This is a genomic window from Paracoccus sp. (in: a-proteobacteria) (genome assembly GCF_039808215.1).
Lineage (GTDB): Bacteria > Pseudomonadota > Alphaproteobacteria > Rhodobacterales > Rhodobacteraceae > Paracoccus.
The window spans coordinates 50916-67970 of the sequence record NZ_JBDHSP010000010.1; the positions used below are offsets into that span (position 1 = coordinate 50916).

Genomic DNA, 17055 nt, shown 5'->3' on the forward strand with positions numbered 1-17055 from the left:
GCGCTGCGGCTATTCCGCCGCCCGCCGGGCCGGCAGTCCGGCCGCCGCGGGCCCAAAGCTGTCGGCGTAAAAGCGTGCCCAGTTGCCGCCCATGACGCCGGCGATCTCGGCCGCGTTCAGGCCGGCTGCCGAAAGGCCCGCGGCGATGCCGGCAAAGTCGCGGTTGTCGCGGTGCCAGGCGGCCGGTTGCGGGAACCCCGGCGCTGCGGCGCTGCCCTCGCCATAGTCGATGCCCTTGGTCCAGCGCCCGACGCGCATCCATTCGACCACCGCATCCGGCTGGTCCTGGCACAGGTCGGTGCCGATGCCGATGTTTTCCGGCCCGGTGATCGCGGCGGTTCGCGCGATCATGTCGCAGAAATCCTGCAGGCTGCAGGCGCTGCCGCCCTTCAGGTGATGGGGATAGGTCGAGACCCCCAGCATGCCGCCCGAACGCCCCAGTGCCGCCAGCACCTCATCGGTCTTGTTGCGCAGGGCCGGGTGCCAGGTCTTGGCATTGGCATGGGTGATGGCGATGGGGCGGGTCGAATGTTCGATCGCCTCAAGCGTCGAGCGGTCGCCCGAATGGCTCATGTCGACGACCATGCCGACGCGGTTCATCTCGGCCACCACCTCGCGGCCCATGCGGGTCAGGCCGGTGTCGCCCGCTTCGTAGCAGCCCGAGGCCAGCAGCGACTGGTTGTTGTAGCTGAGCTGCATGAAGCGCAGGCCCAGAGTGTGCAGGATCTCGACCAGGCCGATGTCGTCCTCGATGCAGGACGGGTTCTGCGAGCCGAAGAAGATCGCGCTGCGCCCGCTCTGCTGCGCAAGGCCGATGTCATCGGCGCTGCGCCCATGCAGGATCAGGTCCGGGTGCTGCTCGAACCAGCGGTTCCAGCGCTCGATGTTCAGCACCGTCTCGCGGAAGGTCTCGTGATAGGTGATGGTGACGTGGACGGCGTCCAGCCCGCCGGCGCGCATCTGGCGAAAGATCTTTTCCGACCAGTTGGCATATTGCAGCCCGTCGATCAGCGGTGCGCGGGTCATGCCGGCACCCCCGCCGCGACATAGGCGGTCTTCACCGTGGTGTAGAACTCGGCGGCATAGCGGCCCTGTTCGCGCGGACCAAAGCTCGAGGCGCCGCGCCCGCCGAAGGGCACATGATAGTCGGTGCCGGCGGTGGGCAGGTTCACCATCACGCAGCCGGCGCGCATATGGGCGCGGAAATGGCTGGCGCGGGCGAGGCTTTGGGTCATGATGCCGGCGGTCAGGCCGAATTCGCTGTCATTGGCGATGGCCAGCGCCTCGGCGTAGCTGCCGGCGCGGATGATGCTGGTAATCGGCGCGAACATCTCCTCGCGGTTGATGCGCATATCGTTTCGGGTCCCGGCAAAGACGGCGGGGGCCATGAAATAGCCCTCGGTTGGCCGTTCCAACCGCGTGCCGCCGCACAGAAGCTCGGCCCCCTCGGTCTTGCCGATGGCGATATAGTCGAGGTTCTGCGCCAGTTGGCCCTCGCTGACCACCGGACCGATCTGCGTGCCGTCCGCAAGCGCGTGACCGACGCGCAGCGCCTGAGCCGCCGCCACCAGCTTTTCGGCGAATGCGTCGTGGATCTTTTCGTGCACGATCAGCCGCGAGGCAGCGGTGCATTTCTGCCCGGTGCCGCCAAAGGCCGCGTTCGCCGCATGCGCCACGGCCAGATCCAGATCGGCGTCGTCCATGATCAGCATGGGGTTCTTGGAGCCCATCTCCATCTGCACCTTGGTCATGTTGGCAACCGCCGCCGCCGCAATGCCGCGCCCGACCGGGACCGAGCCGGTAAAGCTGATCGCATCGACCAGCGGGCTTTCGACCAGACGCTGCCCGACCTCGCGCCCCGGTCCGGCGACCAGGTTGAACAGGCCGGCCGGGATGTCCTGGCGCGCGATGATTTCGGCCAGCATGATGGCGCTGGCCGGCGTGACATTCGCCGGTTTCCAGACCACGGCATTGCCGAAGGCCAGCGCCGGCGCGATCTTCCAGGCGGGGGTCGCCACCGGGAAGTTCCAGGGCGAGACGATCGCCACCACGCCCACCGGCTCGCGGCGCACGTCGATATCGATGCCGGGGCGCACGCTTTCCGCGAGGTCGCCCTGATTGCGCAGCGCCTCGGCGGCGTAATAGGTAAAGAATTGCCCGGCGCGATAGACCTCGCCCTTGCCCTCGGCCAACGGCTTGCCTTCCTCGCGCGCCACCATGCGGCCAATTTCCTCGGCCCGCGCCATCAGCTCGGTGCCGATGGCCATCAGCACGTCATGGCGCTTCTGGATGCCGGCGGCCCACCAGAGCGGCCATGCCTTGCGGGCGGCGGCCAGCGCCTGGTCCAGCTGCGCGGCGCTGGCCTGGGCGAAATGCCCGATGACATCCGAGATGTCCGAGGGGTTGCGGTTCTCGACCGTGCCCGCGCCCGCCTGCCATTGGCCGTCGATGTAGATTCTGGTCTCGGTCATGGTCCTGCCTCCGGTCTGAAACTCGGAGGCAAGATAGGTCTTGCAGTAATGTTCAATCAATCTTAAAATATTGAATGTTATTTCAGGAAAACTGAATGTCTATCCGGCTCGAGATGTTGCGGGTGTTTCAGGTCGTCGCCGAACAGGGCTCGCTGGCGCGCGCCTCGGCGGTGCTGGGGCGCACTCCTTCGGCGGTGTCGATGATGCTGTCGCAGCTGCAGGAAAGCCTTGACGCGGCCTTGTTCGAGACCGACCGCAAGAACCGCCTGACCCCTTTTGGCGCGCTGGTGCTGGAGGAGGCGAACCGGGCGCTGGATGCCTTCGACCGCAGCGCCGCGGCGATCCGGCGCCATGCGAAATCCACTGCCGGGCTGGTGCGCATCGCCGCCGTGCCCTCGGCCACCATCGACCTGCTGCCCGGCGTCATCGCCCGCTTCCGGCAGTTGCGCCCCGATGTGCGGCTGGAGATCAGCGATGTCGACACCGCCAGCGTGCGCCGGCGCATCCGCCTGGACGAGGCCGACATCGGCATCCTCTCGACCTCGGCCGGGGACCGGCAGTCGGGCGAGGTGATCCAGCGCCACGCGCTGGGCATCGTCTGCCGCGCCGGCGGGCCGATCTCGGCCGCCATCGCCGTCGGCCAGCCGCCTGCATGGCAGATGCTGCGGCTTGAGCCGCTGATCGAGAACCCGCTGTGCCATCTGGTCGATTCGCCGGTGCTGGCGGATCTGCTGCTGCACGGCAATCTCGAGGCGCGCAATACCACCGCGCTGCTGGCCTTCGTGCGCAGCGGCCTTGGCGCCACGGTGCTGCCGGAAAGCGCCATCTATCACAGCCCCGAGCAACTGGATTTCGTCATCCCCGCCGACCCCGCCAGCTGGCGCGAACTGCGCAAGGTGCAAAGCACCGATCGCCAGCTCAGCCCGGCGGCGCGGGTGTTCTGGGACCTGATCGGGGGACAGGCGACCGGGATTCAGGCCGGATAGCCGAAGTCACGCACCAGGGTCCAGATCTCGCGGTTGAGCGTGGCAAGATCCTGGATCACCGCCCGGATCTCGTCGAGGGCGGCGGCGTCCAGATCGCTGCTCTGGCCCATGCGGATCTCGTCCTTGCGGTCGGCGATGCGCATCAGGATGGTGCGGACATTGCCGCTGTCCGGATCGAAGGCATAGATCGAGTGGTTGTAGCGGTTGCGCGGCCCCGAAAGCTGCACCAGCCTGCGGGTCGCGGCCAGGATGCGCTGGCGCTGCGGCGCCGGGGTGCGCGCCATCTTGGCCAGGCGCTCGACCAGGTCGACGCGGGCGCGCATGGTGTTCAGGGTCAGGAACAGGATCACCGCCGTGTCCTTGTCCGTCCGCGCCAGCCCGGCGATGATGTGGACCAGCAGGCTTTCGGTATTCGTCCAGGTATAGTTCAGCCGGCCGATCAGCAGCAGCGCCTCGTCAAAGGCGCCGCCGGGGTCCGGCGGGGTCACGGCAGCGACCGCCGCACCCGGGTCCCGTGCCCCTGCGCCAGATACCAGTTCGCCGCCGCGGTGCGGTTGCTGACCCCGATCTTCGAGATGATGTTGTGGATATGCAGCTTGATCGTGTGTTCCGACAGGCCAAGCGCGTCGGCGATGATCCTGTTTGTGTGCCCTTGCGCCACCTGTTTCAGGACCTCGATCTCGCGCTGGGTCAGGCTGGCGTCGGCGGTTGCGGGCTGCGGCAGCGCGGTGACGACGGCATCGGGCTGCGGGCTGACCAGCTCTCCCGGCAGCACGAATTCTCCGGCCAGCAGCAGGCGCAGCATCGACACCCATCCGGCGATCGGCGCGTTCAGCGGCAGGAAGCGCAGCCCGCGCAGCCGGCCCTCGGCCTGCTGCAATGCCAGCAGTCGCCGCGCCGTCGACGGATCGCCATAGGCCAGCGCGACCGGCGCCCCGCCCAGGCTGTCGCGCAGCCTGTCGTGGTGTTCGGCCAGGGCATCGGCCTGCCGGTCCTCGACCACGATCAGCCTGGGCGTCACCCCCTCGGGCAGCGCGATGCCGGGGTCGAGCCGGTCGATGCGCGCCGCGCCGAGACCTGCAAACTCGATCCTGACCAGGCGCAGCGTCACTTCGGGAAAGGCCAAGGCGCTGCCGATGAACAGGATCAGCTCGGTTTCGTCCCGCTGCGGACGCGTCAGATCAAGGAGATGCAGGGAAACCATGGAACCACCTCTTGCGAACACTGTCCCCGGCCCGGGCCGCGGGTCTGACCATGGCCAGCATAGGCCGGATTCCGCCGATGCATGAACCTATTTATCTGGACAGGAATCCACGGAATCTGTCGGGCATGTGGTGCAGTTCCGGACTGAATCCGCGCAATAAATTGAAATAACTGTCTATTACCGGGAGCCTGAGCCGCAGTGTCCGGAACCGCCCCGTCCCATCCTGCCCAAAAGGACAGTAGCCTTTCGAGCAGGTCCGCGGTCGCTTCCGGGCACCGGGGATCGTTATCCCGGCTTTCAATTCCGCGAGGTCGGTTTTTATTTCCAGCCGAATCAGCGCGGTCTGCGATTTCAACGCCCCTGATCGCGCTTTCATCAATTTTTAGCCATTCGGCCAGCTAGGCGGATTTTCGCCGCGGTGAGATGCTTCCTCATGGGGCGCAAACCGCGTCCCGTGCCGAAACAGGGCCCGCGTGCCAGAGCCGGAACCAACCGGACGGCAGGGTGCCGGCGGCGGGCTTGTCCCGCCACGGCGGCAGCGGGCCCGGGCCACAGGGAAGGGAAGGAGGCCACCAACACCGGAGACGACCGCCGCGGCCGGCGGTCGGGATTGCGCAGCGATCCGTACTTGCGGCCGCAACCTTCGTGTAACCGCACCCCGAATGCCGCCTTTTAGATGAGTGGTGGCGAGGCTGGTGCCATTGCGGGAATGATTGCCATGTCCGAGAGAAGAATGTCCAACGGCAACAATCAGGTGATGTTCGACGATCTGAACGTCGACAACGTCAACGCTGATTTCGACACCGACATCACCGTCCATGAGGCCAATGTCGATCTGGACGCCCAGAGCCAGGATCAGCACCAGAAGGCCGACGCCGATGCCACGGCCGATGCCACGTCGGATGCGTCCAACACCAACACCTCCTCGACCGACCAGGGCCAGCTTCAGGGCCAGCTGCAAGGCCAGGAGCAGGGCGTCGAGAACTCCAACACCAACGGCGGTGACGACAGCAACGACAACTCGAACAACAACGAGATCAACATCGACTTCGGCGGCGGGGAATGGATCCCGCGCGATGACGATATCAACGATCTCGACATCACCGGCGGATCGGTCGGCGATGTCTTTGGCGCCGGGCGCGACCTCAGCTATTCCTATCGCAGCGATCCCGGCAGCGACATCCGCATCGGCGATGCGCTGAGCGATCTCAGCGCCGGCGGCGCGATGACCGCGACGCTGAACGCGCAGACCGCGACGCTGACCGACAATGACAGCCTCGACAGCCCCAATGTCTCGAACAATGCGCCCTTCGACTTCTCGGGCGATGCCACTGGCGGCGATGCCGATGCCGCGGAAGGCATCCGCACCAATGCCGATGGCGCGGCGGGCGGCGGTGATGCCTATGCCGATGGCGGCGCCGCGACCGGCGGACATGCCATGGGCGGCATGGCGCATGGCGGCGAGGGCGGCTCGAGCACCGGCGGCGATGCCGACGGCACCAGCGGCGACGGCGGCGACGCCAATTCCGCCTCGGGCGCCTTCGGCCTTGGCATCGGCGCGGCCGGCACCGACAGCGACAGCAGCGGCGGCGACGGCGGCGAGGCCGCGTCCGACCAGGCCTCGGACAATTCCAGCTCGAACGACAGCTCGACCGAAGGCACCGGCGGCGCCGGCGGCGACGGTACCTCGCTGGGCGTCGGCCTGGGTCTGGCCGGGTCGCAGTCGGATGCCTCGAACGGCAATGCCGCCGGTGGTGACGGCACCGGCCTGGGGCTGGGCGTGGGCACCGGACCTTCGGGTGCGGCGGGCGCGCTTTCGGATGCTGACGGTGGCGATTCGGCCGGCATCGGCGCCGGCATCGGCGCGGGCATCGGCGCCAGCGGCGACGCTGACGGCACCGGCGGCGACGGTGGCGATGGCGGCGACGGCGGCGATGGCGGCGACGGCGGCAGCGGCGGCGACGCGCTGGGCGCCGGGCTGGGTGGCGGCCTTGGTGCTGCCGGCAGCGCGGCCAACAATGGCGGCGCCAGCGGCGGGCCGGCGGGCGCGGCAGCGCTTGCGGGCCTTGGCCTGGTGAATGCGGCCCTGGCGGGTGCCGCGGCCGGTGACGCGAACAGCAGCGCCGATTCCGGCGATGCCGACGGCACCGGGCTTGGCCTTGGTCTGGGCGGTGCCGACGGCGGGCGCGGCGGCGATGCCGGCGATGCCGGCCATGGCGGCGATGCCGGCGACGGCGGTGCGGGCACCGGCAGTTCCGGCGATGCCGGCGGCGTCGGCGGCGGCCTGGGTGCCGGCCTTTCGGATGGCGGCAATGGTGGCGACAACGCCGCCGACAACAGCGTGGCGGGCAATGGCACCGGCTCGGGTGCCGGTGACGGCCGCGGCGGCAATGGCAGCAACGACGCGCAGTCCGAGTCCTCGGCGGGTGCCGGCGGCGAGGGCAATGCCGAGGCCAGCGGCGGCACGGGCGGCCTGTCCGACCTCTGGGCCGACCATGACGTGGACGGCTCGGCCGACGGCATGGCGCAGGCGATTGCCGGCTATGGCGGCGCCGCGCGTTCGGATGACGATGCCACCGGCTCGGGCGCGGGCGATGCCCGCTCCAGCTCGGCCATCGACGGCACCGGCGATGGCGGCGGGGTCTTTGCCCGCGGCGGCGACGGCGCTGCGGCCAATGGCGGTGCCGGCACGATCGACGACACCACGGGCGGCGGCGCCTGGGGCGGCGCCGGCGGCCAGGCGATGACCGGCGACGGCGGCAATGGCGGCTATGGCGGCGCCTGGGGCTCGCACAACGGCGACGATGGCTATGTCAGCGGCGAATCGCTGGCCGATGCCTCGGCGGCGATCGACCTGACGGCGTTCAACCAGAACATCGTCATGGGCGCCAATGTGCTGGGCAACTCGGTCGACATGACCGTGGTCGGGGGTGACCTCAACTCGACCATGGTCGGCGACGACGACCTGAGCTGAGCCGCGATGCAAGGGGGGGGCCGGTTCGCCGGCCCCTTCGGTTAACGAGTATCCTGTTTCCCCCGCGGTTTCGGGGAAAGACGTGAAAGGCGGCCAGCATGTTACTCGACCGCAGCAGCGAGGCCATCGCGCATTTCATCGGCCTGTTCCACCTCGACGCCGAGGCGGCGCGGCTGCGCGAAAGCTATGACGCGTTCCGCGCCCTGACCGAGGCGCCGCCCGACCAGGCCGATCTGCCCCATGTCACCGTCTCGATCCGCGCGCCCTATGACGTGCCGCCCTTCGAACCCGGGCTGAGGCATGTCATCCTTGAACCGCCGCCCCAGCCGCTGGCTCCGGGGCTTTCGACGTTTGCGGCCGCGGTCGATCCGGCGCCGATGCGCTTTCCCCTGCCGCATCCGCATCTGCCCGGCCCCGAGCCACTGGACCTGCCGCCGCCGCAGACGGTCATGCCGCATTGGCAGGTTCCCTTGCCGAATTCGATGGTGACGGTGACGGTGCAGCGGCTGGAACTGTCGGACAACGATTTTCTGGATTTTGGCCATGGAACGGAGTTTGTCGCTCCGGCCGAGCTGACGGCGCAGCTGCTGGAACTGGTCGATGCCGCCCAGGGCCTGACCCTGGGCCTGTCGGCGCTGATGCAGCCGGGCGAACTGCCCGCGACCGCGGCGCTGCTTGAGCTGCTGGCCAAAGCGGACGGGCTGGAGGCCGATGCCAGCGACGGCGTCAGCGTTTCGGTGCTGCACGGCGCCGAGGCCATGGGCGTGGTGCTGATCGACGGCGTCGCCGCCGATGCCATGCCCGACATCCGCGCCAGCCTGCCGCTTGCCCTGCGCCGGGAGGAGGACGAGGACGACAGCGAGGACGGCGACAACCCCTTTGCCGTCGCGCCCGGCCATCATGTGAACACCGGCGCCAATCTGGTGGCGAACGAGGCGCATGTCGGCAGCGACTGGGTGGACGCGCCGGTGATCGCCGTCATGGGCGATGTGGTGCGGCTGCAGGTGATCAGCCAGGTCAATGTGCTGCTGGACCGCGACAGCCCGGCGCTGACCGGTCCCGACAGCCTGCCCTCGCGGGCGGTGAACGCGGCCCGGATCGAACTGGCCTCCTCGGCGGCACCCGGCGCGGAGGCGGCGGCGGTGGATCCGGTATTCCCGCGCGCCTGGCAGGTGGTACGGGTCGAGGGCGACGTGATCTCGCTGAACTGGACGCAGAGCCACAATTTCGTCACCGACCACGACCGCGCCGAGATCGAGTTCTCGGGCAGCAACACCTTCATCGAGATGGGCGGCAACACGCTGGGCAATTTCGCCTCGCTGGTCGGGCTCGGGTTTCACTACGACCTGATCATCATCGGCGGCAGCATGATCACCATGAACCTGATCGAGCAGGTCAACGTGCTGCTGGACAGCGACAGCATCGGCGGCACCCTGGGCCCGGTGACCGGCATCAGCGGCGGCGACAACTATCTGCTGAACTACGCCAGCATCGCCAGCATCGGCGTGGACACGGTCCTGGCGCTGCCTGACAATTTCCGCGCCGCCGGCGAAAGCCTGGCGGGCGGTGCCGGCACCATCCCGGCCAGCCTGGCGCAGGATCCTCTGTTCGCCGGCAAGACCTCGCTTTCGGTGCTGTATATCTCGGGCGACCTGATCGAGGTGAATGCCATCGAGCAGCACAATTACGTCGGCGACGCCGATCAGGTCTATCTGGCGCTGCAGGAATTCGTCGCCAATGCCGGCGACGAGATCACCGTCACCACCGGCTCGAACGCGCTGGTGAACGATGCGCGCATCACCGATGCCGGCATCGATTCCACGGTGCTGGCGGGCGGGCAGATCTATACCGACGCGCTGATCCACCAGGCCGGGCTGATCGACAGCGGTGCCGCGCCCAGCGGCGTGGCGCTGCCGCCGCTGACCGGCGAGGCGGTGGCGGCCTTCCTGGCCAGCGACATGATCGACCCGCCGGCGGGCGACGACCTGTCGGCGCTGCCCCATGTCACCGGCGACGGTGGCAGCCTTGATGTCATGCATTCGGTTCTGGCCTGAACGGTCGCCATCAATTTGGAGCTTGCCTTGTGAAAGATAATGTGACTGGCGCCGGCTTGTCGGCGCGCGATGAGGCGGCACCCCCGGGGCGGGGGCAGCAGGCCACAGCCGACAGGGACGAGATGCGCCTGAAGCTGGACCCCGAGACGCGGATCGCCGGATCCGACCCCGATGACAAGGCCCCGACCAGGGTCGCGCCCGAAGGCATGGGCCCGACCATCGAGGGCTCGACCGGGCCGATCCTGCGCCAACCCGGCAATAGCGGCGGCGGCAAGGGCGCGGGCTTTCACAAGCGCGTCGGCCCCGAGGATTTCGGAGCCAGCCTGAAGAAGGGTCGCGCCGCGGTCCGCCACAACCTGATCCATGTGTTTGTCCTGACCTGCGCCACCAATATCCTGATCCTGTCGATCCCGATCTATCTGTTCCAGATCTCGGACCGGGTGCTGACCAGCCGCTCGATCGACACGCTGATCATGCTGACGCTGGTGATCGTCGGCGCGGTGGTGCTGCAGGCGATCCTCGATGCGGTGCGCCGCTTCATGCTGATGCGCACCGCGGTCGAGGTCGCGGCGCGGCTGGGCGCCCCGATCCTCAGCGCGGCGGCGCATGCCTCGCTGAACGGCTCGGGGCGCGAATACCAGACGCTGGGCGATCTGCAGCAGCTGCGCGGATTCCTGGTCTCGGGCACGCTGGTGTCGTTTCTGGACGTGCCTTTCGCGCCCTTGTTCATGCTGGCGATCTTTCTGGTGCATCCCGACCTGGGGCTGATCGTGCTGACCTCGGCCTTCGTGCTGCTGGTCATCGCGGTGGTGAACCAGCGGGTGACGCATGCGCCCTTTGCGGTGGCGACGGCGGCGCAGTCGCGCGCCAACCTGCATCTGGACAGCATGTCGCGCAACAGCCAGGTGATCAACGCCATGGCGATGATCCCCGAGGCGGTGTCGATCTGGGGCCGCGACACCGCCGCCTCGCTGACGGCGCAGGTCAGGGCGCAGGACCGCAACATCATGTCGGCGGCGGTGTCGCGGGCGGTGCGGCTGCTGACGCAGATCGCGCTTCTGGGCTGGGGCGCCTATCTGGCGCTGCATGGCGAGATCACCGGCGGCATGGTCATCGCCTCGTCCATCATCGCCGGCCGGGCGCTGGCGCCGGTCGATGGCGCCATCGAGGGCTGGCACACCTTCCTGCTGACCCGTGCTGCCTATGAGCGCATCCAGCGCCTGCTGACCAATTCCCGCTATCAGTTCGAGCGGTTGCGCCTGCCCAATCCCGAAGGCCGGCTGGATGTCGAGCGCCTGCTTTACGTCCCGGGCGGCACCAAGCAGGTGGTGCTGAACGGGTTGGGATTCTCGCTGGATCCGGGCGATGCGCTGGCGGTGATCGGCAATTCCGGCGCCGGCAAGACCACTTTGGGCAAGATGCTGGTCGGCTCGATCCTGCCCACTTCGGGCAATGTGCGGCTGGACCTGATGGACCTGCGCAACTGGGATCCGCGGCAGCTGGGCGAATGCATCGGCTATCTGCCGCAGGACGTGCAGCTTTTCCCCGGCACCATCAAGCAGAATATCGCCCGCATGCGCGAGGACGCCACTGACGAGCAGATCCACCGCGCCGCGGTGCTGGCCGATGTGCATGACATGATCGCGCAGTTGCCGCAGGGCTACGAGACGATGGTGGCGGCGGACGGCTCGCCCCTGTCGGGCGGGCAGAAGCAGCGCGTGGCCCTGGCGCGCGCCTTTTTCGGCAATCCGCGCTTTCTGGTGCTGGACGAGCCAAACTCGAACCTGGACGTGGCCGGCGACAAGGCGCTGGCGCGCGCCATCGAACATGCGCGAAAGCATGGCATCACCTCGGTGATCATCACGCAAAAGCCGGCGCTGTTGAATGTGGTGGACAAGATCATGCTGCTGAACGGCGGCAATATTTCGCTCTTTGGCAAGCGCGAGGCGGTGCTGGCGCGACTGAAGTCCGACCGGCAGGCGGCGGCGGGGCGCGTGACCGGCACGGGAACCCCTGGACAGGACGAGGCGCAGGATGACTGAGGTGACACGCATTCCCGACGCCGCCGAATGGTATGCGCAGGTGCCGCGCTCGATCACCCGGCAGGCGGTCTTTGGCATCGGCCTGATCGTGCTGGCCTTCGGCGGCTTTGGCCTTTGGGCTTTCAGTGCGCCGCTGGCCGCCGCCGTCATCTCGCAGGGCAGTTTCGTCGCCACCGGCCAGAACAAGATCGTGCAGCATCTGGAAGGCGGCATCATCGACGAGATCCTCGTGGCCGAGGGCGATGCCGTCACCGCCGGCGCGCCGATCCTGCGCCTGGACGAGACCCTGGCCCAGGCCAGCAATCGTGAGCTGTTCCTGCGCCAGCTGCGGCTGCAGGCCACCGAGGCGCGGCTTCTGGCGCAGCACCGCGAGGAGGACCGCCTGACCCTGCCCGCCGAGGTGCTGGCCGAGGCGCGCGACCCCGAGATCGCCGCCATCGTCAAGGGCCAGGAGCTGTCCTTTACCGTGGCCCATTCCAGCCTTGGCAACGATCTGCAGCTGATCGAGCGCAATATCGACGCACTGGACGCGCGCCAGACCGGGCTGGAGCGGCAGCTGGCCAGCTTTGAGGGGCAGATGCAGCTGGTCGAGGAGGAACTGGCCACCAAGTCCGAGCTGCTTGCCGCCGGGCTGGCACGCCAGGACGCGGTCAGTGCCCTGAAGCGGCTGCGGCTGGACGCGATCGGCCAGGTGGCGCGGCTGCAGGCCGAGGCGGCCGAGATCGACGAGATGCGCGCCAAGTTCCGCACCCAGATCGAGAAGACCCGCGACGAATACAGCCGCGCCGCCCTGGCCGAGCTTGAGGCGGTGCAGGCCGAACTGGAAAGCGTGCGCGAACAGATGCGCAAGGCCCGCGACGTGCTGGCGCGCACCGAGGTGCTGGCGCCGGTGGCCGGCACCGTGGTGCGGCTTTACTATCACACCGCCGGCGGCGTGGTCGAGACCGGCCGCCCCATCGCCGAGATCCTGCCCGACGACGCGCCGCTGATCATCGAGACCCTGGTCTCGCGCGGCGACATCGACAGCGTGAAGATCGGCCAGATCTCGACGGTGCGGCTGGTGGCGCTGAACCAGCGCACGACGCCGATCCTGAACGGGCGGGTGGAATATGTCTCGGCCGATGCCGTGGCCCAGGCCGCCGACAAGCCCGCGGCACGCGAGGTCTATGTCGTGCGCGTCTCGCTCTCCAAGGAGGAAATGGCGCGTGTGCCGCATTTCCTGCCCCGGCCCGGCATGCCGGTCGAGATCATGATCAAGACCGAGGAGCGCACCTTTGCGCAATATATCGCCAAGCCGATCGTCGACAGCATGGCGCGCGCCTTCCGCGAGCAATAGCGCGCCGCCGAAAATCCCGCCCTTCGGGATGAGTTCTTCTGCCGAAAGCGGGCGCGGCGCGCCAAATCGTGCCATGCTGCGTCACGGGCCGGGCAAGGCCCGGACAGGTTTGCGACATGAGACGAGGCGATCCATGCAGACGATCAGGACCACCGGCGGCCGCGGCCGCATCTTTGACAGCGTTCTGGATACCGTGGGCGATACCCCGGTGATCCGGGTGAACAATCTGGCGCCCGAAGGCATCGGGCTGTTCGTCAAGGCCGAGTTCTTCAACCCCGCCGCCTCGGTCAAGGACCGGCTGGCGCTGAACATGATCGAGGCGGCCGAGCGTTCCGGCGCGCTGAAGCCCGGCCAGACCGTGGTCGAGGCGACCAGCGGCAATACCGGCATCGGTCTGGCCATGGTCTGCGCGCAGAAGGGCTATCCGCTGGTGGTGACCATGGCCGAAAGCTTTTCGGTCGAACGCCGGCGGCTGATGCGGCATCTGGGCGCCAAGGTGGTGCTGACCCCGCGCGCACAAAAGGCCTTCGGCATGTATCTGAAGGCGGTGGAACTGGCCGAAAGGCATGGCTGGTTCCTGGCCCGCCAGTTCGAGACCCCGGCCAATGCCGACATCCACGAAAGCACCACCGCGCGCGAGATCATCGGCGATTTCGCCGGCCGCAGGCTGGATGTCGTGGTCACCGGTTATGGCACCGGCGGCACGGTCACCGGCCTTGCTCGCCTGCTGCGCCGCGAACGCCCCGAGACCCGCATCGTCCTGGCCGAGCCGGCCAGTGCCGCGCTGGTCGCCAGCGGCATCGCCCAGCCGCGCGACGCGTCGGGGGCGCCGGCCGCCAGCCATCCCGCCTTCGAGGCGCATCCGATCCAGGGCTGGACCCCGGATTTCATCCCGCTGGTGCTGCAGGAGGCGCTGGACATGGGCGCCTGTGACCGCGTGCTGCCGGTCGCCGGACCCGAGGCCATCACCTGGGCGCGCAACCTTGCCATGCGCGAGGGCATTCTCTGTGGCATCTCGGCCGGTGCGACCTTTGCCGCGGCGATGCAGATCGCGCGCGAATCGGTGTCGGGGACCGCGATCCTCGCCATCCTGCCCGACACCGGCGAGCGCTATCTCTCCACGCCGCTGTTTCAGGAGATCCCCGAGGACATGGATGCCGAGGAACTGGCGCTGTCACAATCCACCCCCGGCCATCAGCTGGGCTGAAAGGGGGCGGGCGTTCAGGTGGCGTCGGGGGCGAATTCGCCGAACAGGCCGGCGGCAAAGACCAGCGGGTGTTCGCCCGGCCCGCCGGTGGTGACGCGCAGCACGCGGCCGATCACCACCGTATGGTCGCCCGCCACATGCACGTCATGCGTCCGGCAGTCGAAACGCGCCGCCACCCCGGGGATGACCGGCACGCCCTCGGGGGTGAAACCGTGCTCGAGCCCCTCGAACTGATGCCCGCCGCGGGTGAAGCGCAGGCAGGTCTCAAGCTGTTCCGAGCCGAGTACATGCACCGACCAGTATTCGGCCGCAACGAAACTGTCGTGCCGGGCCGAGGCGCAGGCCGGGCACCACAGCACCAGCGGCGGCTCGAGCGAGACGCTGGTGAAGCTGTTCACGGTCATGCCCAGCGGGCCGATCGGGCTGGCGGTGGTGACCACGGTGACGCCGGTGGCAAAGCGGCCCAGTGCCTCGCGCAGGGCGCGGGCCTCGGCGCTGGCGGGATGAAAGGTGATCTCGTCGGCCAGCCGGTTGCGGGCTGATGGGGGAAGAAGGCTCATGCTTGCGCCCTGTCATCTGCAAGAACGAGGCCAGAGCGTGACCGGCCTTTCCCCCTGTTTAGCCAGCGCCGGCCGGGGCATCAAGCGCCTGGGCGGCGGCGCTCAGCGCGGGGTCATCGCCGCAAGCATCTGCCCGTGCAGCGGTTGCGCCGCCACCACCAGCCCGTCCACCTGCGCGCCCGGGCTGTTGAAGCGCATTGGCCGCCCGGCCAGGTCGCTGACCCGGCAGCCGGCGCGCGCCGCGATCAGCACCCCCGCCGCCACGTCCCATTCCCAGGCCGGCCGCACGGAGAGCGCCGCGTCGAACTGCCCCTCGGCCACCAGGCACAGCCGCCAGGCGAGCGAGGGGCGAAAGCCGCGGCGCAGCGGCGGCACGGCGCCGCGCCAGTGCTGCGGCTCGAGGCTGGGCTTGCCGGCCAGCACATGCGCATCGGCCAGCCCGTCATGGCGTGCGGGGGCGATGGCCAGGCCGTTGCGCAGCGCCGGCCCGGCGGCATGGGCGGCAAAGGTGGTGCCTTGGGCCGGCAGATGCACCACGCCCGCCGTCACCTCGCCCTGCCGCACCACCGCCAGGGCCACGGAAAACCCCATCTGCCCGTCGATGAAGGCGCGGGTGCCGTCGATCGGATCGACGATGAAACAGGCCTCGGCCCGCAGCCGCGCCGGGTCGTCGGCGCTTTCCTCGCTGAGCCAGGCGTAATCCGGGCGGGCCGCGCGCAGGACCGTTTCCAGATGCCGGTTCACCGCCAGGTCGGCCTCGGTCACCGGCCCGGCGCCGTCGGGTTTCATCCAGACGCGCGGCTCGCGCCGCCAGAAGCCCAGGGCGATGCGGCCGGCCTCATGCGCGGCCCCGGTCAGCAGCGCGAGGTCAGCCTCCGGCAAGGGTCATCCCCTCGACCAGCAGGCTGGGCACGGTCATCGCCCGCCATTGCGGCAGGTCGCTGGCGGCGGTCAGGCGCAGCAGCATCTCGCGCAGGTTGCCGGCGATGGTGCATTCGTTCACCGCATGGCTGATCTGGCCATTCTCGACCCAGAAGCCGCTGGCGCCGCGCGAATAATCGCCGGTGGTGGCATTGACCGAGGCGCCCAGCATCGAGGTCACCACCAGGCCGCGGCCCATCTCGCGGATCAGCTCCTCGCGGCTTTTCGGGCCGGGCGACAGGTCCAGATTGGTGACGCCGGGCGCGGGCGGGCTGCCGGCGCCGCGCATGGCGCTGGCGGTCGAGGCCATGCCCAGCTTGCGCGCCGTCGCCAGATCCAGCGTCCAGCCCTGCAGCACGCCGCCCTCCACGATCAGCCGCGGCGCCGTCGCCAGGCCCTCGGCGTCGAACAGCCGCGAGGCGCCAAAGCGCGGCCGGTGCGGGTCCTCGCGCAGCGAGAGGCCCGCGGGCAGCACCGCTTCGCCCAGGGCGTCGCGCAGCCAGCTTGCGCCGCGCGCCACCGCCGTTCCATTCACCGCGCTGACCAGATGCCCGATCAGCCCGGCGGCCACGCGCTGGTCGTAAAGGACGGGAAAGGCGCCGGTCGGCGGCTTGCGCGCGCCGCGCATGGCCACCGCGCGTTCGCCGGCAAGGCGGCCGATCTCTTCGGGTGGTGGCATGTCGGCGCCGTGCACCCGGCTTTCGGCGGCCCAGTCGCGCTCCATGCCGCTGCCCTCGCCGGTGATGGCGACGGCCGAGACGCTGTGGCCGCTGCGCCCGTAACCGGCGGAAAACCCGTTCGAGGCCGCCAGCCACATGCGGCGCAGCGAATGGCTGGCGCTGGCCGATTCCACCGTCGAGATGCCGGGCACCGCCAGCGCCGCGGCCTCGGCGCGCAGCGCCAGCTCCAGCAGCGCCCCGGGCTCGGGGGCGGCGGCGGCATCGCGCAACTCCAGCGCCCCGCTGTCGGTGGCCTGCGCGAGCTCATGCGGCTCGGCCAGGCCCAGCATGTCATCGACCGGGGTTTCGCGCGCCATGGCGACGGCGCGTTCGGCCATGCCGGCGATGGTGCGCTCTGAATGGTCCGAGGCCGAGATGCAGGCCTGCCGCCCGCCCATGAGCACGCGCAGGCCGATCTCGACGCCCTCGGCGCGTTCGGCATGTTCCAGCCGCCCGCCGCGGGCATCGACCGAGACCGCCGTGGCGTCGATCGCCATGGCATCGGCCTGATCGGCCCCGGCGCGCCGCGCGGCCTGCAGAAGCTGCCGCGTCAGCGCCTCGAGTCGGTGGAATTCGGTCAT

13 protein-coding genes are annotated in these 17055 nt (G+C 69.1%); 6 read left to right on the forward strand and 7 right to left on the reverse strand.

The window, feature by feature from the left end; translation table 11 throughout:
• Positions 1-9 precede the first annotated feature (9 nt).
• Together WMK75_RS05795 and WMK75_RS05800 are read right to left on the reverse strand one after the other, a co-directional pair.
• On the reverse strand, positions 10-1026 hold the full coding sequence (locus WMK75_RS05795; protein WP_347266715.1) for a membrane dipeptidase: 1017 nt from the start codon (positions 1024-1026) through the stop codon (positions 10-12).
• Positions 1023-2471 carry an aldehyde dehydrogenase family protein gene (locus tag WMK75_RS05800; protein WP_347266716.1) on the reverse strand — a complete coding sequence of 483 codons (1449 nt, stop codon included), beginning with the start codon at positions 2469-2471 and terminating at the stop codon, positions 1023-1025. Before WMK75_RS05800 ends, WMK75_RS05795 begins: the two co-directional genes overlap by 4 nt.
• Positions 2472-2566: 95 nt before the next feature.
• Here WMK75_RS05800 and WMK75_RS05805 point away from each other — a divergent pair, with 95 nt between their 5' ends.
• Positions 2567-3457, forward strand: a complete 891-nt coding sequence (locus WMK75_RS05805; protein WP_347266717.1) for a LysR family transcriptional regulator — start codon at positions 2567-2569, stop codon at positions 3455-3457.
• Here WMK75_RS05805 and WMK75_RS05810 read toward each other — a convergent pair.
• Together WMK75_RS05810 and WMK75_RS05815 are read right to left on the reverse strand one after the other, a co-directional pair.
• The gene (locus tag WMK75_RS05810; protein WP_347266718.1) at positions 3445-3945 is read right to left on the reverse strand and encodes a hypothetical protein; all 501 of its coding nucleotides are present in this window, start codon (positions 3943-3945) and stop codon (positions 3445-3447) included. The genes WMK75_RS05805 and WMK75_RS05810 overlap by 13 nt on opposite strands.
• Positions 3942-4661: a response regulator transcription factor gene (locus WMK75_RS05815; protein ID WP_347266719.1), complete on the reverse strand. Its 720-nt coding sequence runs from the start codon at positions 4659-4661 to the stop codon at positions 3942-3944. The genes WMK75_RS05810 and WMK75_RS05815 overlap by 4 nt, the downstream gene beginning before the upstream one ends.
• A gap of 718 nt (positions 4662-5379) precedes the next feature.
• Between WMK75_RS05815 and WMK75_RS05820 the strand changes: the two genes are divergently transcribed.
• From WMK75_RS05820 to WMK75_RS05840, 5 genes are all read left to right on the forward strand, one after another.
• A complete protein-coding gene (locus WMK75_RS05820) occupies positions 5380-7635 on the forward strand; it encodes a hypothetical protein (protein ID WP_347266720.1) in 2256 nt (751 codons plus the stop codon).
• Positions 7636-7733: 98 nt separating this feature from the next.
• Positions 7734-9689, forward strand: a complete 1956-nt coding sequence (locus WMK75_RS05825) for a hypothetical protein (protein WP_347266721.1) — start codon at positions 7734-7736, stop codon at positions 9687-9689.
• A gap of 122 nt (positions 9690-9811) precedes the next feature.
• Complete coding sequence (locus WMK75_RS05830; RefSeq protein WP_347266722.1) at positions 9812-11731, forward strand: type I secretion system permease/ATPase; 1920 nt, start codon at positions 9812-9814, stop codon at positions 11729-11731.
• A complete protein-coding gene (locus WMK75_RS05835) occupies positions 11724-13067 on the forward strand; it encodes an HlyD family type I secretion periplasmic adaptor subunit (protein WP_347266723.1) in 1344 nt (447 codons plus the stop codon). Before WMK75_RS05830 ends, WMK75_RS05835 begins: the two co-directional genes overlap by 8 nt.
• Before the next feature lie 133 nt (positions 13068-13200).
• Positions 13201-14274 carry a pyridoxal-phosphate dependent enzyme gene (locus WMK75_RS05840; RefSeq protein ID WP_347266724.1) on the forward strand — a complete coding sequence of 358 codons (1074 nt, stop codon included), beginning with the start codon at positions 13201-13203 and terminating at the stop codon, positions 14272-14274.
• Between the two features lie 14 nt (positions 14275-14288).
• Here WMK75_RS05840 and WMK75_RS05845 read toward each other — a convergent pair whose 3' ends face one another.
• The 3 genes from WMK75_RS05845 to WMK75_RS05855 all read right to left on the reverse strand — a co-directional run bounded on the left by WMK75_RS05845 (position 14289) and on the right by WMK75_RS05855 (position 17055).
• Positions 14289-14834 (reverse strand): flavin reductase family protein, encoded by a 546-nt coding sequence (locus WMK75_RS05845; RefSeq protein ID WP_347266725.1) that lies wholly within the window; start codon positions 14832-14834, stop codon positions 14289-14291.
• 102 nt (positions 14835-14936) lie between these two features.
• Positions 14937-15716: a 3'(2'),5'-bisphosphate nucleotidase CysQ gene (locus WMK75_RS05850; RefSeq protein WP_347266726.1), complete on the reverse strand. Its 780-nt coding sequence runs from the start codon at positions 15714-15716 to the stop codon at positions 14937-14939.
• The gene (locus WMK75_RS05855) at positions 15703-17055 is read right to left on the reverse strand and encodes a TldD/PmbA family protein (RefSeq protein ID WP_347266727.1); all 1353 of its coding nucleotides are present in this window, start codon (positions 17053-17055) and stop codon (positions 15703-15705) included. Before WMK75_RS05855 ends, WMK75_RS05850 begins: the two co-directional genes overlap by 14 nt.